The following is a 24,045-nucleotide window of genomic DNA, read 5'->3' on the forward strand; positions in this document are numbered from 1 at the left end:
GAGAGCCCCGGATGCCGCGAAGAATCACTTCTGTGGGGGAAATCCGTCCGCGGAAGTCGATAAATCTCTGATCTCACGGCAGAAGCGCGCGGGAACATCCCGTACGGGATCTTCTCGCGCGCTTCTGTACGCGTGACGCCGTTATGCCGTCGTGACGTTATGCGGTGCTGTTGGTGAAGTCCTGGATCTTGCCGAAGAAGTCCTGGACCGACTCCCAGAAACTCTTGCCCTGCGCCCACCACTCGGGAACCGGCGTGAAGTTCCAGACGAGCACCGCGATGACGACCAGCACCAGGATCATGAAGAGGCAGCCCTTGAGGCAGCCGAGTCCCGGAATGTGCATCGGGTTCGCGCTGCGGCGGCGCGGCTCGCGCTCGCGCCGCGGCTCACGGGAGCGCGGCGGCTCCGGCTCGTACCGCTGCGGCGGCGGCTGCGCGGGGCGGCGCTGCTGGCGCTGGGGCGGCCGCTGGGGCTGCCGGCCGTAGTCCTGCTCGTACGGCTGCGCGTACTGCTGGCCGTAGCCGGACGGGGGCGGCGGCTGCGGGGCGCGCTGGGGGCGGCGGCGCAGCGGGTCCAGGCTCGGGTCGAGCGGCTGCACCTGGGTGGGCTCGTTGCGGTCGCGGGCCGCGCGCATCTGGTCCCCCCACGGGTGCGGCCCCTCGGGCTGCCCCTGCGGTGGCGGGCCCGGCGGCGGGCCGCCCGGCACCGGGGGCATGACCTGGGTGGGGTCGCCGGCCGAAGTGCCCTGGCCCTCCTGCGCGTTGGCCGCGGTGTGCTGGTCCTGCCCGTACGGGTCGTGGCCGTCCTGGCCCTGACCGGGGTCTCCCGGTCCGCTGTTTCCTGGGCCGCCGTGGCCCGGCGTCTGTGGCATGACGCTGGTCGCCCCTTCCGGGTCGTACGTGGCCTGCCCCTGGCCCGGGGGGTTGTGGGGCAGCGCCTGTGTCGGGTCGGCGTCGCTGCTGCCCGCTGCGGCCGCCGCCATGCCTGTTCCGGGGACGGTCGCCGGTGACGGGTCGGGCGCGAGCAGCGCCGCGACGCCCAGTGCGGCCGTGGCCTGCTCGGGAGTGGCGCTCGCGCCGACGCCGGAGGCGACGGTGCGCAGCGAGCGCGCGAGGTTCTCGGCGCTCGGGCGCTCCTCGGGGTTCTTGCGCAGGCAGCGCTCCAGCACCGTCCACAGCGGCTCGGGAATCCCCGGGGGCCGCTGCGGTTCCTCGCTGAGGTGCCGCTGGAGCACCTCCAGCGCGGTGCCGCCGCTGAACGGGGGGCGTCCGGTGAGGAGTTCGTAGAGCAGGACGCCCGCGCCGTAGATGTCCACGGCGGAGGTCTGCGGCCGGCCCTCGGCCGACTCGGGGGCCACGTAGGCGGGGGTGCCGACGAACTCGTGCGCGCGGGTCAGGCCCGGGGAGTCGGCGAGGCGGGCGATGCCGAAGTCGGTGAGCATCGGCCGCATGCCCTCCTCCTCGCTCTCGGCGAGGAGGACGTTGGCCGGCTTGAGGTCCCGGTGGACGACGCCGTCCGCGTGGCTGGCCGCGAGCGCGTCCGCGACCTGGGCGACCACGAGCGCGGCGCCGACCGGCGAGAAGGGGCCGTTGTCCCGCAGGTAGTGGTGCAGGTCGGGACCGTCGACGAGGTCCATCACCAGGGCGAGCATGTCGCCCTCGACCACCAGGTCGCGGGTCCGGACGATGTTGTGGTGGGTCAGTCTGAGGAGCACGGAGCGCTCCCGGAGGAAGCGCATGACGACGTCGGCGTCGTTCGCCAGCTCCTCCTTGAGGACCTTGATCGCGACGGCCTCGCCCGGCTGACCGGCCACCGACGCCTCGGCGCCCGCCGTCTCCCGCTGGCTCGCCCGCCAGACGGTGCCCGTGGCGCCGCGGCCGAGCGGTTCCTCGAGCAGGTACTTGCTGCCTACCGGCCGCACGTCATGCGCTCCCTGGTGTGTCGTACTGCAATCCCGCACACAATAGTGCCGCCTCCCGGCCGGTTGCCCGGCCCGCGAACGGGCCCCGGGACGCTCCGGAGGTTCCGGGGGCGTTCCGGGTGAGACGCGTCGCCCGGTCCGGACGGTTGCGCCCCGCGCGCGGCCGGAACAGCGTTCCCGGTCAGAGCCGGTCCCGCTGCGGGCAGTGTCCGATCCCTTCCCGTGCGGAGCCGTCCGGATGCGGCCGGGACGGCGTCCGCCGGGGCCCTGGTGCGATATCCGCCACGTGGTGCGGGGCGCGGCGTACGGCCCGGCGACCGGTTCCGACCGGAGGTGACCGGTTCGGTACGCGGGTCCGGGGCGGTCCGGCCCGGCCGTGGCCCGTTGTCGCCGTGGTGCGCCGTGGTCCGCCCCGGAGCGGGTACGGAAACGGTCGGCAGGCGGTCCGACCTGGAAGTCTTGCGCTCCGAGGCGGCCAATCAAGATCATTGAGCGCCCTGGACGGGGCAGGATGTCGGCGTCGGGTGCGAGGATGCACCCGGCATCAAGAGCAGTGCGGGTGAGTGCGTACCGGACGCACGGGCGTGACGAGGGGCGGGCTGCCTCACCGGTGCACTGCGCGGAGGGGACCGGGAGGGACCGATGCAGATCCGGCTGACTGTCGCCCTTGAATCGCGCGGCGGCCGGCGCCCGGGGGGCGGCGCGGAGGGCGTGTGCGACGTGCTCGTGACGGCGCCCGCCGGCACGATGCTCGCCGCCGTGACGAGCGCGCTGGCGTCCGCCGCCGCCTCGGCCGCGGCGGCCGCGCCCGAGAAGCACGGGGACGGCGGCGCGGAGGCCTCGCGTGAGCACGCCCACGAGTCGGTGGCCGTCTACGCGGGAACGGAACGGCTCGATCCGCACCGGACGATGATCGGCGAACCCCCGCTGCTGGACGGCTCGGTGATCGCGCTGCACGGCCCCGCCGCACCGGTGACGGTCCCCGCGTACGGCCCGGCCCTGGCCCGGCTGCACGTGGTCGCGGGCCCGGACGCGGGCGGGGTCCATCTGCTCCAGGGCGGGAACGTCCGGCTGGGCCGCTCGGCCGACGCGGACGTGCCGCTCGACGACCCGGACGTCTCCCGGCTGCACTGCGCGGTGACGGTCGGCGACAGCGGCGCGGTGACGGTCACCGACCTCGGCTCCACCAACGGCACCACGCTGGACGGGGTGCCGGTCGGCGGCCGTCCCGTCCTCTTCCGTCCCGGTGCGACGCTCGCCGTCGGCGAGTCCGCGCTCCGGCTCGAACTCCCGGCCGTCACGGGCGAGTCGGACGGCGGGGAGCCGCTCACGCTGGCCACCGTCCCCGACGGCAACGGCCGACTCCGCCTCGCCCCGCACCCCGCGCAGGACGGCCCGCACCGGAACCCGCACGAGCAGCCGTACGCCGCCGCCCCCTCCGCCCCCGCGCAGCCCGTCTCCGCACCGCACTTCCCCGCCGCTCCCGTCGGGCACCCCGGCACGGGCCCCGCACCCTGGGACGACGGGACGCACGGCGCGGGCGTCGCCCCGCGGCGCCCGGCGGAGCCCGCGGCCGGTCCCGGCGCGGACGCGGAGCGGCGGCGCGGCCGCGGCCTGGGCGCCTGGGCCCGCCGCATCACCGGCGCAGCCCGCGAGGAGGAAGCGGGCGCGCCCCCGTACGGAGCGGACGGGGGCCACGCGCCCGCGCCGCAGCCGGCGCCCGGCGCGCACGGCCACACCGCGCACCCCGACGAGCGGGCCCCCGGCACGGACGCGTGGGGCTCCGGAGCCCCCGCGGCCGGGCAGCGGCTGCCCGATCCGTCGTCCGTGCTGCTCACGGCGCTCGGCCCGGGGCCGCGCCTGTGGGAGCGCGGGCCCGGCCATCCGGACGCGCTGACGCTGCGGCTGGGCACCGCGCACCAGGGCGCGGGCCGCCCCGGCGACCCGGTCACGGTCGGGCTGCGGGACGCGGGCGCGCTGGGCCTCGCCGGTCCCCGCGACCGGCTGACGGGCCTCGCGCGCTGGGTCCTCGCGCAGCTCACCGCGCTGCACGGGCCGAGCACGCTGGACGTCGTGCTGCTCGCGGCCGACCGCTCGCGGAGCGTGCGGGAGCGGGCCGCCGAGTGGTCCTGGCTGGGCTGGCTGCCGCATCTGCGCCCGGCGCACGGCCAGGACTGCCGGCTGCTGACGGCGTACGACAGCGACCAGGCGGCGGCGCGGACGGCCGAGCTGACCCGGCGGCTGGAGGAGGAGCGCCGGGCCGGCCCGGCCCGCGCCCCGGGCGCCCCGCACCCCGGGCCGTACACGCTGCTGGTCGTCGACGGCGATCCCGGGCACGCGGCGGTGCGGGAGGCGGTGGCGCGGCTCACGGCCGAGGGCCCGGCGGCCGGCATCCATGTGCTGTGCCTGGCCGAGACCCCGCCCGCGACGCCCGCCTCCCCGCTGACGGAGACGACCCGCGCCGCGTACGCGGCCTCCCCCGCCTTCCGCTCCTGCGGCGTGCTGGGCGTGCTGAGCGGCGCGGTGGCCACGGCCGTCCGCGTCGTCCGGCAGGAGGCGCACCCGCCGGGGGCCCGGGCGGCGGCGCCGGGTACGGCGGTGGCGACCCCGGCGGCCGGCGGCGGCACCGTCGCCACCGTGGACGGGGTGTCCGCCGCGTGGGCCGAGCGGTTCGCGCGGGCGCTGGCGCCGCTGCGGGAGACGGAGTCGGCCGAGAACTCCGAGGCGGGCGCCGCGGGTTCGGCGTCCCGTCCGGTGGTGACGCTGCCGCGTACGGCGCGGCTGCTGGACGAGCTGGGCCTGGCCAGGGCGACCCCGGCCGCGCTGCTGGCCCGCTGGTCGGAGCCGGACAGCGCGGAGCCGGGCCGGGCCTCGCTGGTGTTCGGCGCCGGTCCGCGCGGCCCGCTGGAGGCCGAGCTGGCCTCCGCCCCCGGTGCGCCGCGGCACGCGCTGGTCACCGGCCCCGCCGGTACGGGCAAGACGGAGCTGCTGCGCTCGCTCGCCGCCTCGCTGGCCGCGGGCGAGCGTCCCGACCGGCTGCGGCTGCTGCTGGTCGACGGGGACGGCGGGGCGCCCCGCGAGGGGCTGCGCGTGTGCGGTGAACTCCCGCATGTGAGCGGCCACTTGGCGGCGGACGACCCGGTGGTGATGCGGGAGTTCGCGCAGTCGCTGAGCGCCGAGCTGAAGCGCCGCGCCGAACTCCTCGGCGAGGACGGCACGTACGAGGAGCACGTCCGGCGGGGCGCGCGCCCCGCGCCCCGGGTGGTGCCCCCGCGCAGCTCGCCGGAGGCGGTGCGCGGGGCCGGCGCCGAGGAGGGCGCCGCCGATCTGGAGCCGGACGCCACCCGGGGCACGCTGCGGCTGCGCCCGGGACGGGACGGCGCTGCGGCGCGTCCCGGCGAGGCCGCGCGGGCGGCGCTGCCCCGGCTCGTCGTCCTGGTCGACGACTTCGACACCCTCGTCGATCCGGCGCTGGGCAACCCCGGGCGCCCCGCGGCCGGTTCGGTGGTGCGGGCGCTGGAGGCGGTGGCCCGGCACGGGGCGCGGCTGGGCGTCCATCTGGTGGCGGCCACCGGCCGCCCGGACCGCACGGCCGAGACGGGCGTCTCCCGTACGGCGGGCGCCGAGCTGCGCGTGGAGCTGACCGGCGAGGCCCAGGAGGGCGAGGCGGACGGCGAGGGGCTGGTGCCGGGCCGGGGCCTGCTCACGACGGCGGACGGCGGGACGACGGCGTTCCAGGCGGGCCGGGTCACCGGCCGCATCCCCCGGACGTCGACGCTCCGCCCCACGGTCGTCCCGCTGGAGGGGGCCCGCGCCGGTGACCCGCCGGAGCGCAGACCCGTCCGCGAGCTGGGCAACGGCCCGACGGACCTGGCGCTGCTGGCCAGCGCGATCGGCCGCGCGGCCCAGTCGGCCGGTGCGGTGCCCCCGCGCGCGTCCGCGGCCGAGCCGTCGGCGCAGACCGCTTCCGCCGCTCCGGGCGCCGGTTCGGGGGCCAGGTCACGGAGTGGTCAAGAAGGCGCCCTTGACAGCTGACGCGCTCTTGCCGGGCCCGCGTTCCCGGGCGTAGGACATTCGCACGGGACGCAGGCGGCGCGGCGGCCGGTTCGGCGGGGCGCGCCGACGGGATGGGGACGGCGGTAGCTATGCGTACTTCGCTCCGTGGCACACGCACCACCCGCACCGGGATCAGCAGGCGCACGCGGCGCGCGACGGGCGCGGTGCTCGCGCTGACGCTCGCGCTCTCCGCCGCGGCCTGCGGCGGAGGCGGCGGCTCCGGTTCCGGTGGCGCCGACGGCTCCGGCGGAGGCGCGCGGGACGGCGGCCCGCCCGCGCAGGACCGGGAGACGGTCCGGCTGCCGGACCTCAAGGGCCAGAAGCTCCAGGTCGCCGCCGTCTGGACGGGCGACGAGGCGAAGAACTTCGGCAAGGTCACCGACGAGTTCGAGCAACGCACGGGCGCCGAGGTGGAGTTCGTCCCCACCGGCGACAGCGTGGCCACCTTCATCGGCTCCAAGATCGAGGGCGGGCAGCCGCCGGACGTCGCGATGCTGCCGCAGGTCGGCGTGCTCCGGCAGTTCGCCGAGAAGGGCTGGGCCAAGCCGCTCGACCCGGCGACGGAGCGGCAGCTGAAGAAGAACTACTCGGCGGGCTGGCGGGAGTTGGGCAGCCACCGGGGGCCCGACGGCAAGCAGTCCTACGGCGTGTACGTGAAGGCCGCCAACAAGTCCCTGATCTGGTACAACACCAGCGCCTACGAGACGGCGGGGGTGGGCGAGCCGAAGACCTGGAAGGAGTTCCTGGCCGACGCCCGCGTCCTGGCCGACTCCGGGGTGCCGCCCGTCGCGGTCGGCGGGGCCGACGGCTGGGTGCTCACGGACTGGTTCGAGAACATCTACCTCTCCCAGGCCGGCCCCGAGAAGTACGACCGGCTGGCCCGGCACGAGATCAAGTGGACGGACCCCTCGGTACGGAAGGCGCTGGAGACCCTCGCGGAGCTCTTCGGCCGCAAGGAACTCCTCGCGGGCGGCAACCAGGGCGCCCTGCGCACCGAGTTCCCCAAGTCCGTGACGCAGGTCTTCGCGCAGGCCCAGGCCCCCGAGGCGGCGTCCGTCTTCGAGGGCGACTTCGTCGGCGTCAACATCGCCCACGACACCGAGGCGCGGATCGGCGAGGACGCCAAGGCGTACCCGTTCCCGCGGGTCGGCGCCAAGCCGCCGGTCGTCACCGGCGGGGACGCGGCGGTCGCGCTGAAGGACACCGAGGCGGCGCACGCGCTGCTGACCTTCCTCGCCTCGACGGACGCGGCCGCGATCTGGGCGGCCGAGGGCGGCTTCGTCTCCCCCAACAAGGAGCTGGACCCGGCCGTCTACCCCAACGAAGTGCAGCGCGGCATCGCCGAGGCGCTGACCGGCGCGGGCGACGACTTCCGCTTCGACATGTCCGACCAGGCGCCCGCCGCGTTCGGCGGCACCAAGGGCGAGGGCGAGTGGAAGGCCCTCCAGGACTTCCTGAAGAACCCGGACGACGTCGGCGGCGCCCAGCGCTCCCTGGAGCAGGCGGCACTCAAGGCGTACGACCGGTGACGGCCGCTCCCGCCGGCGGCGGGGGCACGAGGGCCGCCGGAGGTTCGGTGCTGCGGGCGCGGCCGTGGGTGGCGGCCTGCTTCCTGCTGCCCGCGCTGCTGCTGCTCGGCGCGCTCGTGCTCTACCCGATCGGCTGGTCCGTGGTGCGCAGCCTGTTCGACGCCCGGGGCACCGGTTTCGTCGGACTCGGCAACTACGCCGAGGTCTTCACCGACGAGGGCATCCTCACCGCCGTCCGCAACAACCTGGTGTGGCTGGCCGTCGCCCCGGCCGTGGCCACCGCGCTCGGGCTGGTCTTCGCCGTGCTCACCGAACGGGTGCGCTGGGGAACGGCGTTCAAGCTGGTCGTCTTCATGCCGATGGCGATCTCGATGCTCGCCGCCGGCATCGTCTTCCGGCTGGTCTACGAGCAGGACCCGGACCGGGGCGTGGCCAACGCCGTGTGGACGGGCGTGCACGACACCTTCGCCGAGAGCTCCGTCTGGCCGGGCGCCAGGCCGCGCCCGGGCGCGCCCCTGGAACCCGCGGCGGACAACGGCGGCTTCGTGACCACCTCCCCCGTCTCCTCCGCGCACCCGGCGGCGCTGCCCCTGGTCGGCATCCCGCCGCAGGAGGCGGCCGACGCGCCGGCGGCCAAGTCCCCCGCGAAGGACGCGAGTTCGGTCACCGGAACCGTCTGGCTGGACTTCACCCGCGGCGGAGGCGGCGAACCCGGCGCGGTCGACCCGGGCGAGCGGGGGCTCGGCGGGATCACCGTGGAGGCGGTCGACGGCGGCCGGGTCGTGGCGTCCACGGAGACGGCCGGGGACGGGACGTTCACGCTGCCGCCCGCGGCCGACGGCTCCCGGCTGCGCCTGCCCGCCGCCGACTTCGCCGCCCCGTACAACGGCGTCGACTGGCTGGGGCCCGCGCTGGTCACCCCCGCGATCATCGGCGCGTACATCTGGATGTGGGCCGGGTTCGCCATGGTGCTGATCGCGGCCGGGCTCGCGGGCGTACCGCGTGAACTGCTGGAGGCGGCGCGGGTGGACGGCGCCGGGGAGTGGCAGGTCTTCCGCCGGATCACGGTGCCGCTGCTGGCCCCGGTCCTCGCCGTCGTCCTGGTCACGCTGATGATCAACGTGCTGAAGGTCTTCGACCTCGTGTACATCATCGCGCCCGGCGCCACCCAGGCCGACGCCAACGTCCTCGCGCTCCAGCTCTACCTCTCGTCCTTCGGCACGGGGACGAACCAGGGGGTCGGCAGCGCGATCGCGGTGATCCTGCTGCTGCTCGTGGTGCCGGTGATGGTCCTCAACGTCCGACGCCTGCGCAGGGAGCCCCGCCGATGACCGCCACCAGCACCTCCCGCCGCGGAGCCCCGGCCGCCCGGATCGTGGGGCTGACCGGGCACTGGGCGGTGCGCTTCGGGCTGGTCGCCGTCGCCCTGCTGTGGCTGCTGCCGACGGCCGGGCTGCTGGGCTCCTCGCTGCGCCCGTCCGGCGACAGCGCGAGCTCGGGCTGGTGGACCGTCCTCGGCCTCTCCGCCGACTTCCCCTGGATCGTGGACCCGGGGCGGCTGACGACGGAGAACTACACGGCCCTGTTCGCCGACGACCGGGTGACCGGCTCGCTGCTGACCACCGTGCTGATCACGGTGCCGTCCACCGCGCTGGTCGTGCTGCTCGGGGCGCTCGCCGGATACGCCTTCGCCTGGCTGGACTTCCCCGGCCGGGACGCCGCCTTCCTGCTGGTCGTCGGGCTGCTGGTGGTGCCGGTGCAGGTCGCGCTGATCCCGGTGGCGAAGCTGTTCAACGCGCTCGGCATCTTCGAGACGACGGCCGGGGTGGTGCTCTTCCACACCGCGTTCGGGCTGCCGTTCGCCGTCTTCCTGCTGCGGAACTTCTTCGCCGGCATCCCGCGCGAACTGCTGGAGGCCGCACGGCTGGACGGCGCGGGCGAGATCCGGCTGTTCACCCGGGTCGTGCTGCCGCTGGGCGGGCCCGCGATCGCCTCGCTGGGCATCTTCCAGTTCCTGTGGGTGTGGAACGACATGCTCGTCGCGCTGATCTTCGCCGACTCGGGCAGCCCGCCCGTCACGGTCGCGCTCCAGCAGCAGGTACGGCAGTTCGGCAACAACATCGACGTCCTGGCGCCCGGCGCCTTCGTCTCGATGCTGGTCCCGCTGGCCGTCTTCTTCGCCTTCCAGCGGCAGTTCGTCACCGGCGTGCTGGCGGGCGCGGTGAAGTGACGCCCGGAGCACGCCACTTCACCGCGCACGGGAACCGCTACCGGCGCGCGAGGGCGCGGGCGAGCGGGCGCGCGACGATCGGCGGCAGCAGCTCGCGCGCGGCCCGGCGCGCCAGCGTGGGCCGGGGCCGCCCGCCGGGGCCGCGCCCCGCCTCCTGCCGCTGCCCCTGCCCCTCGGCCCGGCCGGTGCCCTTGGCGTGCCGGGAGGCGGGGACGGGCGGCGGCGCGGCCTTCCGGCCGCCGACCAGCAGCAGCCGGTGCCCGGCGACGTCCTGGTACTGGAGCCAGCAGTCGCCGCGCTCCTTCAGCTCGGCGTGCAGCTCGTCCTGCACGGCCTTCGGGTCGCCCCAGGTGCCGTAGAACTTCTGGCTGGTGACGCAGACCGGCCGCAGCCCGCCCTCCAGCACCGCCTGCCAGGTCGCGCAGGAGACGCCCGGGGTGTGCTCGGAGCGGAAGTCGTCCAGGACGACGAGCCCGTCCTCGCCCAGCGCGGCACGGGCCGCGTCGATGTCGGGGTGGACGTGCTCGTACATGTGCGAGGCGTCCACGTGCACGAACCGGCAGCTGCCGTCCTCGACCTCGTCCGGCACGACGGAGGTGGGCGCCTGGAGGATGCGCGGCAGCCGCTCGTGGAAGGACAGGTAGTTGGCCTCGAAGGCGCGCCGGGTGAGCGTCGCGTACGAGCCGCGCATCTCGCGCTCGTTGTGCGCGGAGATGTCCGCCGCCTCCTGGTCGGAGTCGAACAGGTCGCAGACGGTGAAGGTCTCGTCGGGGCGCAGGTAGGAGCGCATCATGATGGCGCTCTTGCCCATGTACGCGCCCATCTCCAGCAGGTCCCCGCGCTGGTCGAGGCGGCTCTGGCGGCCGAGGAACCAGTCGAAGAGGACGACGTCGCCGTTGTAGAACCAGCCCGGCACGTCGTAGAAGGAGCCGGGCCGGGGGAGCTTGTGCCCGCCCTCGTCGGCGGTGCCGGAGGGGGAGGCGGGTGTGGCGGAAGCAGTCATGCGGCGCGTCTCCTAGAACAGGGGAGCTTCGGCTTGCGTGCTCAGGCCGTGCCGGCTCGCCGGTGACGGACCGCGTCCGCCGCGGCGCATCAGGAGGGACCGCCGGCCGCCGGAGACAGGGCCTCAGCCCTGTATAGGCGCCGTCCGCCGGGGTGCGCACCCCGCTCGGGGGATGCCGCGCAGGGCTTCCGCTGCGCGACCGGCTGCGGCCATCGGCAGTTCAGCCGGCGTTGGCCGGACGTCCGGGATGTCCGGGGTGCCCGTGCTGCCCGGGGTGCCCCTTCGCGGTTCCCGTGGGTACCAGGAAGCGCGGGAACGGCGGTTCCACCACCAACCGGAGCGCGCGGCGCACGAACGGCGCGCACAGCAGAATCGCGAGCGCCCCCGCAACGAGGGTCAGCGCGACGAGCGCGAGGGGCCCGCCGGCCCGGACGTACGCGTAAAGTCCCGCGCCCTCGGCGGACTTGACGATCAGGCCGTGCAGCAGGAACGGGTACATCGTCATCGTGCCGAGCCGGGTGAACCCCCGCCGCGAGCTGGGGACCACCGCGAGGAAGGCCACCACCAGCACCGCCGTCAGCACCAACAGGCCCGCGCGGGCGGCGAGATACGGCAGCGGCTCCACCCCGAGTCCGTCCGCGCCCCGCTGCATCAGCAGCCAGTCCCGGCTCACGCGCGGCGCCGCCCACCAGGCGCCCGCGGCGGCACCCGCCAGTACGGGCAGCGCCCACCGGCGCGCGGCACGGGCGCGCAGCGGCCGGAAGTGCTCCGGCCGCAGCCGCAGCCCGAGCACGAACCAGGGAAGGAACATCAGTACGCGGGTGAGCGCCAGATCCTCCGCCGTACCGGCGAGCCCCGCGGCCAGCGAGATCGCCACGGCCACCACGACCGGAAGGCGCACCGCGCGCCACACCGGCGCGGTCAGCCGCCAGACGAACAGCGCGATCAGGAACCAGCACAGGTAGGTGGGCTCGGCGGGGGTGAGCGAGAAGGGCCGGTCCCGGACGGCGGATTCGAGCGCGGCGTAGCAGGTCTCGAAGAGCAGGTACGGGACCAGCACGGTGGCGACCAGCTTCCGCACCTGCTCGGGGCGGCCGGTGAAACCACGGGAGAAATAGCCGCAGAGCAGGATGAACAGCGGCATGTGGAAGGCGTACACGAACAGGTAGGCGGCCTTGAGTCCGCGCGTGGATTCCGCGAGGGGAGCCCAGCTGTGTCCGATCACGACCACAACCACGAGCAGGAACTTCGCGTTGTCCAGGAAGGGGTCGCGAGCAGCACTGCTCCCGGACACCGCCGGCGCGGCGCTGACCGGGTGGGAGAGGGTCTCGGAGGACATTGATCAGACGGTAGGCCCACTCCCGCACGCCCCCGCGCGAGCCATGCCGCCGCCGCCACGTACGGGTGACGGAACCCGGCGCATGCCACGCGCCACGAACCGTGAGGCACCGGTATCAACTCGCGATCCGCACATGGCATGGGCACAATCTTCGCGTCGCGGGGCATTGAGGAAATCCGGATGCCTCCCTGGAGCAGCGCCTGTGAGGAATCTGGCTCAATGAAGATCGCTTTCCTGCTGGACAACGCCTACGGAATCGGCGGGACGATCCGCGCGACGGTGAACCTCTCCCGTGCGCTCGCGGCCCGGCACTCGGTCGAGGTCGTCAGCCTCCGCCGGACCGCCGCGGCCCCGGCCCTGCCCTTCGACTCCCGGGTGCGCCTGTCGTCCCTGATCGACCTGCGGCGGGACAGTCCCCGCTACGACGGCGAGGACCCGCGCTTCCACGAGCGGAGCGAGCGCTTCACCGAGGGCGTCGACCACTTCGAGCGCGGCATCGCGACCCGACTCGGCGACGAGCGGGTGCGGGAGTGGCTGCGGGGGACGGAGGCGGACGTCGTCATCGCCACCCGCCCCAAGCTGAACGACTACCTGGCCGCGTACGGCGAGCAGCGCTACGTCCGGATCGGCCAGGAGCACCTGACGCACGCGATGCACAACGACCACGTCCGCGGGCACCAGGACGCCGCCGTCCCGCACCTCGACGCGTTCATCACCGTCAGTTACGCGGACGCCGCGCAGTACCGGGCGGCGATCCCGGAGGCCGACGCGAGCGGCACGCTGATCACCTGCGTCCCCAACTCCGTTCCCGCGACGGCCGTCGAGAGTTCGCACGGGGACAGCAAGCTGATCGTCGCGGCCGGGCGGCTGGTGAAGGTCAAGCGCTACGACCGGCTGCTGGCGGCCTTCGCGCTCGTCGCCGACGACCACCCGGAGTGGCGGCTGCGGCTGTACGGACGCGGCAGGCAGCAGGCCGCGCTGCGGGCCCGGGTGGACGAACTCGGGCTGTACGACCGGGTCTCGCTGATGGGCCCGCACGCGCCGATCGAGACCGAGTGGGCCAAGGGCGCGATCGCGGCCGTCTCCTCGGACGCGGAGTCCTTCGGGATGACGCTGGTCGAGGCCATGCACTGCGGCGTCCCCGTCATCAGCACCGACTGCCCCTACGGCCCCGGCGAGATCGTCGGCCACGGGCAGGACGGGCTGCTCACCCCGCTCGGCGAGGACGAGGAGCGCAACGTCCGCGCCTACGCCGACGCGCTCGCCCAGCTCATGGACAACCCCGGACTGCGGCACCGGATGGGGCAGGCGGCGCAGCACAAGGCGAAGCGGTACGCGCCGAAGCGGATCGCGGCCGAGTACGAGCAGCTGATCGACAAGCTGCTGGAGGAGCGCCGGGGTGCCGCCGCGCCCGGGATCACCGGTGCGGCGGGGGCACCGGCGGCCGCGGAGCCGGCGGAGAGCGCGCCGAAGGAGGCGCCGCCCCGGGGCGACTCGCTGCCCGGGATGATGCGCCGCGTGCTGCGCCGGGGCGTGCGCCGTCTCGCGGGGCCGCTGCTGCGGCCGCTGCGGCAGGCGCTGCGCGGGCTGCGGGCGCAGCGCGGGCGGCACGACCGCCGTACCGAGGCCGCCGCGCAGCCGCCGGCGATGCGCCGCCCCCGGGCCCGGGTCCGGGTCACCGCGGACGGCTCGCTCGCGGTGCGGCTGCGGGCCGGGCGGCTGCCGCGGGGTGGAGCCTCGCTGGTGCTGCGGCCGCGCCGCCGGGAGGCCGGTGCCGAGGTGCGGGTTCCGCTGCCGCCGCTGACGGAGGCGGCCGGCGGCTGGCTGGAGGTGCGGCTGGAGCACGCCGGGCACCGGCTCGCCGAGGCCCGCTGGGACACCTACGTGGAGCGCGCGCTCGACGGGCGGCGCAGCCGGGTGCGCGCCGAACTCGTCGAGACGGCACGGCTGTTGACGCTGCCCGCGCCCGTCGGCGAGGACGGCGAGGTGCACCCGTGGGTGCCGTACACCACGACGGACGGCTATCTCGCGGTGCGCGCCTGGCGGCGGGCCGGGCACGCGGAGGTCACCTCGGTCGCGCTCGGCTCGCGGGGCTTCGGCGTCCGCGCGCGGCTGTACGGGCGGGCGGCGCGGACCGGCGCGTGGGAAGGGGGCACGGTGGTGGCCGCCCCGCGCGGCGAGGGCCCGCACGCCTTCGAACTCCCGCTGCACGCCCCGGAGTCGGGCGGCACGGTCTCCTTCGAGCTGCCGTACGACCTCCCGGCGACGCTCGGCACGGACCGGGCGCCGGGTTCCGGTTCAGGTTCCGGTTCCGGTTCCGGTGAGGACGAGGGGGCCGTGTGGGATCTGTGGCTGCGCGCTGCGGACGGCGACACCGTCCGGCTCGCGCGGCTGCTCGGCGACCTCGCCGACCGGAAGAAGACCGACGTGGTGCCGACGGCCCGGCTCGCGGACAGCCCCCGCGGCGTACGGCTGTACTTCTCGCTCAACAACGACCTCGCGCTGCACCTCACCCCGCCGCGCGAGACGCCCGAACCGCCGTCCGCCGCCGAGCCGGAGACGGAATCCCCCTGGGAGACGGAGTACGCGCAGGACACCGAGCCGGGGACCGGTGAGCGGTCCGAGCCCACCGGCAGACGCAGCGCGCAGGACGCCTGACTCCGCGTCCGCACCCGGGAGTTGGCTTCCCGTCACGGCACCTCGTGGCCGGGCCCGTCCGAGGCGGCGGGCCCGGCCGCGGTGTGTCCGGCGTCCGGCCCGGGTTCCGCATCCGGTTCCGGATCGGACTCGGCCCGCTCCGCCTCGGAGTCGGCCGCCGCCACGGCCCTGGCCTCCTCGCGTCCCGCCTCGGCGGCCTGCGGCGATCTGGAGCGGTGCGCCTCGGCCTCGGCACGCAGGGCGAGGGCCGCACGGTCGAAGCGCTCCAGGGAAGGCGGTTCGGCGGGGCCGAGCAGCCGCACCTTCAGCGCGGCGCGGGCACCGGCGAGGGTGTCCGAGGCGGGGTCGCGGACGGCGGCGAGGAACGCGGGCACCTCCGCGGCCGACGGCGAGAGGACCGTCGCGGCGCCGGCCGTCGGGAAGGCGGCGCGGAAGTCGTCCTCGGCCAGGCCGCTGGTGTTGACCACCGCGTACGGCTTCTCGCCGGCGAGCCAGTCGGAGACGACGGAGGAGACGTCGGAGACGAGCGCGTCGGCCTGGTTGAAGCAGGAGTAGACGGAGGGGTGCGGTCCGGGCGGCCCGGCGACGACGCGGTGCTGCCGGGCCGGGGCCGCGTCCCAGTACGCCTGCTCCCAGGCGGCCGTCGCCCTCTCGACGCGGGACGCGCGGTCGGCGGGCGGCGCGGACTGGAGCAGCATCCGCTCGGCCTCGTCGGCGCCGGGGCGGAACCCCGGCTCGGTCAGCCCGTGCAACGCGGCCTCCGCGCGGGCGAGTTCGCCCGGCCCCGCCACGGGTCCCTCCGCCGTCCGGGCCGCCGCCTCGGTGACCAGGGCGCGGATGCGGCGGTCGGCGGCGCCCGCCGCCGGGTCGACGGAGCCGGTCATCGGGTGCGGCTTGTACAGCAGGCGCACCCGGCCGTCGGCGAGCAGCGTGCGGACGAGGCGTTCACCGGCGAGCACGACGGAGGTGTTGCCCGGGTCGTCGGTCCAGCCCTCCCAGGTCGGCGCGTACAGCACCGTGATCCGGCCGTCCGGCGGCGGGCCCGAACCGGCGCGGATCGGGGCGAGCTGGGGACGGCCGACCTCGACGACGTCCGCGTCGTCCACGCCGACGTCGGCCAGCCGGTAGCGCTCGCGCGCGGCCGGGCCCGCGACCCACACCTGGTCGTACGCCTTGGCGTAGGGGTTGCAGGAGGAGAGCTTGTCGCTCTCGCCGTGGTTGATGAAGGCGTGCTTGATCGTGGGGATGCGCAGCACCTGGGAGGTCTTACCGGAGTTGGCCGGGTGCAGCAGCACGGCGAGGCCCGAGGACTCCAGCTGCATCAGGTGCGCGACCTTGGGGACGCAGAGCACCGGTACGTCGGTCGCGGCGATCTTCCGCACCATGAAGCGTTCCCGCAGCACGATCAGCGGCCTGCCCTCCAGCCGCGCCAGCGTGGAGAGCCACATGTTCGCCTGGTACGCGGAGCTCGCCCCGCCGGAGAAGTAGAGGCCGACCGTCGGCGCGTACGCCGTCAGCCAGTCCTCCAGCCACTCCAGCGCCTCCGCCTCGCCGACCGGGCGCCGGGAGGGCAGCAGCCGCAGCCCGAGCAGCAGCGTCCCGGCGCACAGGGCCGCGCAGCAGGCGGTCGCGGCACCGGCCGCCCACCAGGCGCGGCCGGTCGCGGCGGTGACCACGGTGCCCGCCGTCACCACGGCCGCGACGGCCACCAGCCGCGCCGTGCCCTGGCCGCCGAACAGCCTGGGCGGGGCGTGGCCGAGGCGCAGGCCGTCGGTGTCGATGTTGCGGGTGACGAACGGCAGCCTGCGGGAGCGGCGCACCCGGCCGGCCACGCCCTGGCAGCCGAAGTGCGTGGCCCAGCAGGCGAGCAGCGCCACCAGCAGCCAGGCCCCGGCGCCCGGCGGACGCAGCGCGTCCACCCGCAGCAGGCCGCCGAGCAGCAGCGCGTCCCGCAGCAACTGCCGTACGGGGCGGCTGAACTGGAGCCGTGCCAGCCGCCGCGCGACCCCGCCGCACCGCCGCCCCAGCAGCGCCGCCTCCAGCCCGACGCCGAGCACCGCGCCCGCGAGGACGCACGGGGTGAGCACCAGCAGGACGCCCAGCAGCTGGAGCAGGTAGCCGGCGGCCAGCGCGAGCGGCAGCGCGGCGGGCCGGAACAGACCGCCCAGGGCGTTCAAGAGGCGGCGCCCGGGCGGGAGTTCACTCGGCGCGGTCACGGCCGGGGTCCGGCGCGGGGGTCCGGGCCGCCGCGTCGCGGGCCGCCATCACCTTCAGCACGTCGCGGAAGAGGTCGGAGCGGCGTTCGGCGAGGAAGTGCAGGCGCAGCCGTTCGTCGGCGCGGAGCCGGCGCTCGATGCCGGGGGTCAGATAGCGCTCCAGCAGCGGCACCGCGTGGTCGAAGCACTCCTGCCACAGCTCCTCCGGCTCCCGCCGCATCCGGGTCCTGAACGTCCGCAGGATCTTCATCCGGAACGGCCGGACGGACAGCAGGTCCCGTTCCTCGCCCGGCGGCAGCAGCCGGGCGATCAGCCCCAACTGGGCCTCGGCGGCGCGGAATCCGTCCGTGGTGCTCTCCACACTGGTGAGGTTCCCGCCGTCGGTGCGGCCGAGGATGTACAGGCAGGGGTAGTCGGCGACGACGGAGAGCCCGTCGGCCCGCACGTACGCCTCCAGCGTGAAGCAGGTGTCCTCGCCGTGCGTCATGCCCTCGGTGAAGCGGAGGCCGTGCCGCTCCAGCAGGCTGCGGCGGAAGAGCTTCTCGGCGCTCATCGTTCTGGTGACGTTGCTGCTGTACGGGTCGGTGCGCTCGACGTTCTCGGTGAACATCGAGCGCGGCGCCTTCCGGTTGACGCCGGTGATGCGGCCGAGGACGACGTCCGTCTTGTTCCGGTCGGCGGCCGCGACCATCCGCTCCAGCGCCTCCTCGCCCAGGTAGTCGTCCGCGTCGAGGAAGAAGACGTACCGGCCGCGCGCCAGGCCGAGGCCGACGTTGCGCGGGCGGCTGGGCCCGCCGGAGTTCTCCTGGTGCACGACGCGGACGGGGAGGTCGGTGCCGCGCGCGAACCGTTCGGCGAACTCGCCGCTGCCGTCGGTCGATCCGTCGTCCACGACGACGGCCTCCAGCCGTCCGGGGCCGATCGTCTGCTCCTCCAGGGAGGCCAGGCACCGGCGGAAATACGGCATCCCGTTGTAGACGCCGACGATCACGGTGACGTCGGGTTCGCTCACTGCTCTCTCCTGCTCGGTCATCGCTGCTGCTCCGTCATGCGGGTGCTCCTCGGTTCGCGGCCCGGGTCAGGCCGAGGCCAGGTGGCGGCGGAGGAAGCGGCCGCAGCCGCGGAGCGCGGGCCACCGCTCCCGCTCGCCGGGGCCGATGTCGACGACGTTCAGGGCGAGATCGTTGTGCCGCGAGTGGAACAGCCGCACCCGCACCCGCGACGGGGCGCCCCGGTCGACGAGCCGCCGCGCGAGGTCACCTGGCGCGGCCCGGCCGCCCTTCGGCAGGATCAGGCGGGGGTAGGCGCAGGCGGTCTTCTTCTCCACGATGTCGTCCAGGAACCGTCCGACGGCGACCGGTTCCGCCTCCGGCGCGTACCGCAGCGCGACGTCCCACACGTCGTGCGGGCTGCGCTGCGCCGCGGCGGGCACGGCCGCGGGGACCGTGCACCAAAACCCCGTGCCGTCCCGCCACTCCCCCGGGAACCTCAACTGCCGCTCCGGCGCGGCCCGCAGGGTCAGCACCAGCTCGGGCGGGGGCCCGGGTTCCGCTCGGTCCGGGGCGCCGAGCAGGAGGCCGTGGACGACGAAGTCGCCCCGCCCGACGTCGATTCCGGTCACCTCCGCGTGCACCGGGCGCGACCAGGTGTGCAGCGTGAGCCGCCCGTCCTCCGGATCGCGCCGGGGCAGGACGTGCCCGACCGGTCCGGCGGCGCCCGGGGCGCGCGGGTGGAGCGCGCCGCGCTGGTCGACGGTGCGGGCCGTGACGGGCAGCCTGCGGGACGAGTCCGGCGGCGTGACGTGGACGTCCCACACCCCCTCGGCGAAGTCCCCGCCCGCGGGGACCGTCACGTCGCCCTCCAGCCCGACGGGGAAGGTGCGTTCGCGGCTCCCGCGCCGGCCCCGCCGGACGCAGACCAGCCGGGGCACGCCGTCCCGCCGGAAGTCCGGGTCGTCCCAAGCGGTCAGCGGCGGCTGGAAGCGCAGGGTCAGCCCGCCGTCGGGGGCGACGGCGCAGTCGGCGACGGGGGCGGTCGCGGCCGGCGCGGGACCGGGTTCCGGTTCCGGTCCGGTGCCGCCCGCGCGGGCCAGGGTGCCCACGCCCGCGCCCGCGGGGACGTCGTCCCGGGCCCGCCCGGCTCTCTCCTCCTCGCCCGCGGGGACGAGGGAGCGGAAGAGGTCCTCGTACTGCCGCGCCACCCGGGACGGGTCGAAGCGGCCCGCGCCGCGCAGGGCCTCCTCCGCCATGCGGTGCCGCAGGTCCTCGTCCTCGATCAGGGTGAGCAGCGCCTTCGCCACGGCTCTGGCGTCCCCGACGGGGACGAGCAGCCCGTCGGTGCCGTGCCGGATGATCTCGCGGGGCCCGTAGTCGCAGTCGGTGCTGACGACCGGCAGCCCGCAGCGCATCGCCTCGACGACGGACATGCCGAACGACTCGTGCCGGGAGGTCGACACGGCGATCGACGCCTTCACCCACTCCGGGTCGATCGGCGAGTGCGGGCCCATCAGGCGGACGTGGTTGTGCAGCCGCAGCCCGTCCACGCGCTTGCGCAGCGCGGCCCGCTGGTCGCCGCCGCCGTAGATGCGCAGCTGCCAGTCCGGGTGCCGGGCCGCGACCCGGGCGAAGGCGTCGACCAGCAGGTCGTAGCTCTTGACGGCGGCCAGCCGCCCGGCCGCGACGACGATCCGGCTGGTCCCGTCCGAGGGCGGCAGCTGCGGCGCTGGCACGCTGTTGGGGATGTGGTGCACCGGCACCGACGGGGGCAGGTGCGCGCGGTAGACGGCGGCGTCGGTGCCGGAGACGGTGACGAAGGCGTCCAGCCGGGCGATGTGCCGCGCCATCTCGGTCCGCAGCGCGTGCCCGTGATGGTTGTGCGACATGTTCTCCTGCCCGACGCGCACGGTGCCCGCGCCCGCGGGGACGAACTGGGCGAGGTACGCGGTGAGTCCGGGCCGGGTGCCGACGACGACGTCCGCGTCGGTGGCCGCCAGGTACGCCTGCACCCGCTCGTCCGTCAGCAGGCTGTACTGCCGGTACCGGCCCTCGCCCTGCGGGAAGTGCTCCGAGGGGCGCTGGTGCAGCGGGTGCCCGGTGTCCCGCTCGGGGTGCCCGGGGCGGGTGTCCAGGAGCGGGACGAGGCGGATGCGCGGGTCGACCTCGAAGGCGGGGACGTCCCGGTGCCGGAAGACCGAGGCGATCTCCACCTCGTGGCGGTCCGCGAGCGCGGTGGCGAGGTTGAGCGTGCTGCGGATGGTGCCGCCGACGCCGTAGCCGGAGTGGATGAGGAAGGAGATCTTCAACGTGAGCCTCGCGCACTGGTCGTGGGACGTCGTCGTGGCCGCTATCCGGCGGGCACGGAGGTCGGTTCCTCGGGTCCTGGCGGACCGTGCGCCGCTGACCCGCGCGCCTCCGGACCGTCCGGGTCCTCCCCGTCGTCCGCGTCGGTGACGGGCTCCGTCGCGGAATCCGGGCCGTGCTCCGCCTCCGGCGGGAGGAGCGCCGCGACCGCCGCGTTGAACCGGGTGGTGGCGTCCGGCGTCTCGGGCCCGAGGAGGTAGTGCCGCAGCCGCGCCCGCTCCTCCGCCATCGGGTCGTCCCCGGAACCGGCGTGCGCAGCGGCGTGGGTGACGATGTCACCGAGCTCCCGCGCGTCCGGCGAGAGCAGGTACGCGGCCCCGGCCGACGGGTTGCGGCGGCGGAACTCGTCCGCGCCGAGCTCCGCCACGTCCGTGATCGCGTACGGCTTCCCGCCGGCCATGAAGTCGGAGACGACGCTGGAGACGTCGGAGACGAGCAGGTCGCAGGCGTTGAAGCAGGAGTACAGGTGCGGTCCTTCCGCGGTGATGTGCTGGTGCCGCCACGGTTCGGTGCCGCGCCACAGCAGCGCCTCCCTGGCCCGCGCGAGCTCCTCGGCGCGGGCCGCGTCGGCCGCGGTGAAGTGCGCGTCCCGGGAGCGCTCCGCGTCGTCGGCCTCAGGCCGGGGGCGGCTGCCGAGGGACGCCAACTCGGCCTCCACACGCTCCAGTTCCTCCCGCGCGGCGGCCACCCGGAGCGCCTCCTCCCCGCCGTCCGCCCCGGCGCGGTCCGCTTCCGCGCGCGCGTTGGCCCGCTCCAGCGCGGCCACGATCGCCCCGTGCGCCTCGCGGGCCTCGGGCGCGCGGATGCCGGTGTACGGGTGCGGCTTGTACAGCACGCGCACCGGCGTCGGGAGCGAGAGCAGCAGCTCGACGACGGCCGCGCCCGAGACGATCAGCGAGGTGTTGCCCGGCTCGTCGGTCCAGCCCTCCCAGGTCGGCGCGTACAGCACGGTGAGCGGGCTGCCGTCCGCCGGGCGCGGGCCGCGCCGCACCTCGGCCAGCTGGGGCCGGCCGACCTCGACGACGGCGCTGTCGCGCACGCCGACCCCGGCGGCCGCCCACCGGTCCCGGCCCGCGCGTCCCGCCGTCCACACCTGGTCGTAGACCTTCGCGTACGGGTTGATCGAGGCGACCTTGTCGCTGTCGCCGTGGCCGATGAAGACGTGCCTGGCCTGCGGCATCCGCAGCACGTGGATGTTCGGGCCGACGTTCGCCGGGTACAGCACGAGCCGCACCGAGGAGAAGTCGCGGTTCATCACGTCCGTCGCGGACGGGACGCACAGCACGGGCAGCGGCGTCGGGTCGAGGTTCTCCAGGATGTGCCGCTCGCGCAGCAGGACCAGCGGACGCCCGCCCGCCGCCGCCAGCGTCCGCAGCCACATGTTGGCCTGGTAGGCGGAGCCCCTGGTGCCGGAGAAGTAGAGCATCACCGTCGGCCGGTACGAGCGGAGCCAGGCGTCCGCGTGGTCGAGCACCCGCTCCTTGTCCGGCATGCCCCGCGCCCGCAGCCACACCACGCCCAGCACCAGCGCGTACCCGAGGCAGAGCGCCACCGTCAGGCCGCAGCCGAGGTAGCCGGGCCAGTCCAGGCCGACGGTCACGGCGGCCAGCAGCCCGGCCATCGCCAGGACGTCGGTGTGCATGGACTTGCTGAACGCCCTGGACGTCCACGTCCGCGACGGGGTGTCGCGCAGCCCCAGCCCCGTCAGGTCGATGTTGCGCGCCGCCAGCGGCAGCTTCCGCGAGCCGCGGACCCGGTGCAGCAGCACACTCTGCGGCACCTGCAACAGGTAGTACGCGAGGAGCGCCACCAGCGCGACGGTCAGCAGCCCGGCGGACGCGCCGGCCCGCACCAGCAGCAGGACCAGCAGCACCTGGCGGAGCAGGAAGCGCACGGTCGCGGGGAACCGCACCTCGCGCAGGGCCTTGTCGAGCCGCCCGCCGTCCCGGCTGAGCGACCGGTCGGAGAGGTAGCCGAGGACGAGCGCGGCGGCGAACGCGGGCGCGTTCCCCCACAGCGCCGCGGCCGGCATCAGCAGCCAGCCGAGCGCGAAGCAGGCGGTGGCGTACGGGCGTTGGGCGAGGAGGCGGGCTGCCGCGCCGGGTTCCATGCGGGGCATCAGGAAGCGTTCTCCATCGGATCGTCGAGGCGCACGTCGATGACGTGGCCCGTGAGCGAGGACAGCAGCACGTCCAGGGAGGTCCTGGCGACGGCCTCCGAGGTGAGCAGCGTGCTCGGGGGCTCCTCGCCGAACGCCTGGAGCCGCATCGGGGTGCGGGTGCGCTCGGGGTTGACGCAGTTGGTGCGGATGCCGTCCTCGGCCCACTCGTCGGCGAGGGCCTGCACGAGGTTGACCATGGCGGCCTTGGTGGACGAGTAGAGGCTGTACTCGGCCCGTCCGCGCGTGTAGCTGCTGGAGGTGAACAGCAGGAAGTGGCCCTTGCTGGCGGCCAGATAGGGGTGCGCGGCCTTGGCGATGAGCACCGGACCCAGGTAGTTCACGTCGAGGGTCTCGCGCACCAGCGCGTCGTCGAACTCGGCGAGCCTGCCGATCCGCAGGATCGCGGCGGTGTTCACGACGAAGTCGACGCGTCCGGTGCTCTCGTGGGCCTCGGCGAGCGCCCGCTCCGCGTCGCCGAGCCGCTCGACGTAGGTGTCCGTGGTGGAGCGGCTGTGCCGGAAGACCCGGGCGCCGTGGTGTTCGGCGAGGCCGGCGAGGTCGGCGCCGATGCCGGAGGAGCCGCCGAAGACGACGAGGGTCTTGTCGGCGAGCAGCTTGCGGTAGGCCGAGTCGTCCGGACGGGGCGGGACGGTGTGCGAGGAGAGCTGGAAGAGCCGGTCGGCGAGGTGGATGTCGACGGGCTCGGTGATCTTCATGTTGTGCTCGTCGCCGACGACGACGTCGACCGGCACGTCCGGCAGATAGGTCAGCACGACCGAACAGTCGTCCGTGGCCACGAAGTTGGGGTCCTTCGCGGCCCGCGCGTACGCCTCGCGCAGCGTGGACAGCCGGAACGCCTGCGGGGTCTGGCCGCGGCGCAGCCGGTTGCGGTCGGGGATGTCGGTGATCCACTCGCCGTCGTCGCCGTGCGGTCTGGTGACGATGATGGTGTCGGCCGAGGGTATGGCGACGTCGACGGCGCGGTAGGTCTCCAGCGCCGTCAGACAGCTCGCGATGACCTCCTGCGACAGCAGGGGGCGGACGGCGTCGTGCAGGACGACGTTCTGGTCCTCGCCCTCGGGGAGCCGCGCGGCGAGGGCGGCCAGCGCGCGTTCGGTGGTGGCGTTGCGGCTGGCCCCGCCCTCCAGGATGTGCGTCACCTTGGTGAGCCCGGCCTTGTCGACGATCTTCTCGGCGTCGCCCACGTAGCCGGGCGTCATCATCACCACGATGTCGTCGATGCCGGGGGCGAGTTCGAAGACGGTGAGCGTGTGCTCCAGGATCGTCTTGCCCGCGATCTTCACCAGCTGTTTCGGGGTCCCGAGTCCGACTCGTTCCCCCGTCCCGGCGGCCAGGACGACGGCGGTGTTGTGCAGCGGACCCGTGGCGCTCGTACGGCGCTCGGCACGCGTCGGGGCTGTCATGGCGGCTCCCTTTCCCCTGCGGCGGCGCCGCCGGTCCGGGCCCTTGGTGCCCGCCCGGCCGCGCCGTCGTGGAGGCACCGGCGTCCGAACAGCTCGGCCCGGTACGCCGGTTCCCCACAGATGCGAGGTTTGTCGCCTTCATCCTCAGC

At 75.2% G+C, this 24,045-nt stretch carries 13 protein-coding genes; 5 read left to right on the forward strand and 8 right to left on the reverse strand.

Translation table 11 applies throughout. From position 1 onward, the window contains the following. Window positions 1-157: 157 nt before the first annotated feature. Window positions 158-1,921 carry a serine/threonine-protein kinase gene (locus HCC30_RS08875; RefSeq protein WP_169441792.1) on the reverse strand — a complete coding sequence of 588 codons (1,764 nt, stop codon included), beginning with the start codon at window positions 1,919-1,921 and terminating at the stop codon, window positions 158-160. Window positions 1,922-2,563: 642 nt separating this feature from the next. On the opposite strand from HCC30_RS08875, the gene HCC30_RS08880 reads away from it, so the two are divergent. From HCC30_RS08880 to HCC30_RS08895, 4 genes are all read left to right on the forward strand, one after another. Next, on the forward strand, window positions 2,564-5,956 hold the full coding sequence (locus HCC30_RS08880; protein ID WP_169441794.1) for an FtsK/SpoIIIE domain-containing protein: 3,393 nt from the start codon (window positions 2,564-2,566) through the stop codon (window positions 5,954-5,956). 110 nt (window positions 5,957-6,066) lie between these two features. After that, a complete protein-coding gene (locus tag HCC30_RS08885; protein ID WP_169441795.1) occupies window positions 6,067-7,506 on the forward strand; it encodes an ABC transporter substrate-binding protein in 1,440 nt (479 codons plus the stop codon). Between the two features lie 47 nt (window positions 7,507-7,553). After that, a complete protein-coding gene (locus HCC30_RS08890) occupies window positions 7,554-8,837 on the forward strand; it encodes a sugar ABC transporter permease (protein ID WP_346776556.1) in 1,284 nt (427 codons plus the stop codon). Further along, window positions 8,834-9,736, forward strand: coding sequence for a carbohydrate ABC transporter permease (locus HCC30_RS08895; RefSeq protein ID WP_169441798.1), 903 nt, complete (start codon window positions 8,834-8,836; stop codon window positions 9,734-9,736). The genes HCC30_RS08890 and HCC30_RS08895 overlap by 4 nt, the downstream gene beginning before the upstream one ends. A 37-nt stretch (window positions 9,737-9,773) precedes the next feature. Here HCC30_RS08895 and HCC30_RS08900 read toward each other — a convergent pair whose 3' ends face one another. Further along, window positions 9,774-10,739: a class I SAM-dependent methyltransferase gene (locus tag HCC30_RS08900; RefSeq protein WP_169441800.1), complete on the reverse strand. Its 966-nt coding sequence runs from the start codon at window positions 10,737-10,739 to the stop codon at window positions 9,774-9,776. A 220-nt stretch (window positions 10,740-10,959) separates the two neighbouring features. After that, entirely contained in the window at window positions 10,960-12,078 is a 1,119-nt protein-coding gene (locus HCC30_RS08905) for an acyltransferase family protein (protein WP_169441801.1), read from the reverse strand. A gap of 219 nt (window positions 12,079-12,297) precedes the next feature. On the opposite strand from HCC30_RS08905, the gene HCC30_RS08910 reads away from it, so the two are divergent. Beyond that, window positions 12,298-14,736, forward strand: coding sequence for a glycosyltransferase (locus HCC30_RS08910; protein WP_169441803.1), 2,439 nt, complete (start codon window positions 12,298-12,300; stop codon window positions 14,734-14,736). 32 nt (window positions 14,737-14,768) lie between these two features. On the opposite strand, the gene HCC30_RS08915 is transcribed toward HCC30_RS08910, so the two are convergent. Genes HCC30_RS08915 through HCC30_RS08935 form a run of 5 tightly spaced genes read right to left on the reverse strand, consistent with a single transcriptional unit; the run spans window position 14,769 to window position 23,896 of the window. Then, the gene (locus HCC30_RS08915; protein WP_240979446.1) at window positions 14,769-16,904 is read right to left on the reverse strand and encodes a hypothetical protein; all 2,136 of its coding nucleotides are present in this window, start codon (window positions 16,902-16,904) and stop codon (window positions 14,769-14,771) included. A gap of 31 nt (window positions 16,905-16,935) precedes the next feature. After that, the gene (locus tag HCC30_RS08920; RefSeq protein WP_169441805.1) at window positions 16,936-17,985 is read right to left on the reverse strand and encodes a glycosyltransferase family A protein; all 1,050 of its coding nucleotides are present in this window, start codon (window positions 17,983-17,985) and stop codon (window positions 16,936-16,938) included. 45 nt (window positions 17,986-18,030) lie between these two features. Next, window positions 18,031-20,253: a glycosyltransferase family 4 protein gene (locus HCC30_RS08925; protein WP_169441807.1), complete on the reverse strand. Its 2,223-nt coding sequence runs from the start codon at window positions 20,251-20,253 to the stop codon at window positions 18,031-18,033. Between the two features lie 41 nt (window positions 20,254-20,294). Beyond that, window positions 20,295-22,430: a hypothetical protein gene (locus HCC30_RS08930; RefSeq protein WP_169441808.1), complete on the reverse strand. Its 2,136-nt coding sequence runs from the start codon at window positions 22,428-22,430 to the stop codon at window positions 20,295-20,297. Further along, the gene (locus HCC30_RS08935; protein WP_169441810.1) at window positions 22,430-23,896 is read right to left on the reverse strand and encodes a bifunctional cytidylyltransferase/SDR family oxidoreductase; all 1,467 of its coding nucleotides are present in this window, start codon (window positions 23,894-23,896) and stop codon (window positions 22,430-22,432) included. Before HCC30_RS08935 ends, HCC30_RS08930 begins: the two co-directional genes overlap by 1 nt. Window positions 23,897-24,045: the final 149 nt, after the last annotated feature.

Origin of the sequence: Streptomyces sp. HNM0574, from assembly GCF_012726235.1 — a bacterium.
Taxonomy (GTDB): Bacteria; Actinomycetota; Actinomycetes; order Streptomycetales; family Streptomycetaceae; genus Streptomyces.

Excerpts from the sequence above, each read along its gene's own strand:
- HCC30_RS08900 (WP_169441800.1), bottom strand. The coding sequence starts at position 10,739 with ATGACTGCTTCCGCCACACCCGCCTCCCCCTCCGGCACCGCCGACGAG.
- HCC30_RS08920 (WP_169441805.1), bottom strand. The coding sequence starts at position 17,985 with ATGACCGAGCAGGAGAGAGCAGTGAGCGAACCCGACGTCACCGTGATC.
- HCC30_RS08880 (WP_169441794.1), top strand. The coding sequence starts at position 2,564 with ATGCAGATCCGGCTGACTGTCGCCCTTGAATCGCGCGGCGGCCGGCGC.
- HCC30_RS08930 (WP_169441808.1), bottom strand. The coding sequence starts at position 22,430 with ATGCCCCGCATGGAACCCGGCGCGGCAGCCCGCCTCCTCGCCCAACGC.
- HCC30_RS08885 (WP_169441795.1), top strand. The coding sequence starts at position 6,067 with ATGCGTACTTCGCTCCGTGGCACACGCACCACCCGCACCGGGATCAGC.
- HCC30_RS08935 (WP_169441810.1), bottom strand. The coding sequence starts at position 23,896 with ATGACAGCCCCGACGCGTGCCGAGCGCCGTACGAGCGCCACGGGTCCG.
- HCC30_RS08910 (WP_169441803.1), top strand. The coding sequence starts at position 12,298 with ATGAAGATCGCTTTCCTGCTGGACAACGCCTACGGAATCGGCGGGACG.
- HCC30_RS08895 (WP_169441798.1), top strand. The coding sequence starts at position 8,834 with ATGACCGCCACCAGCACCTCCCGCCGCGGAGCCCCGGCCGCCCGGATC.
- HCC30_RS08905 (WP_169441801.1), bottom strand. The coding sequence starts at position 12,078 with ATGTCCTCCGAGACCCTCTCCCACCCGGTCAGCGCCGCGCCGGCGGTG.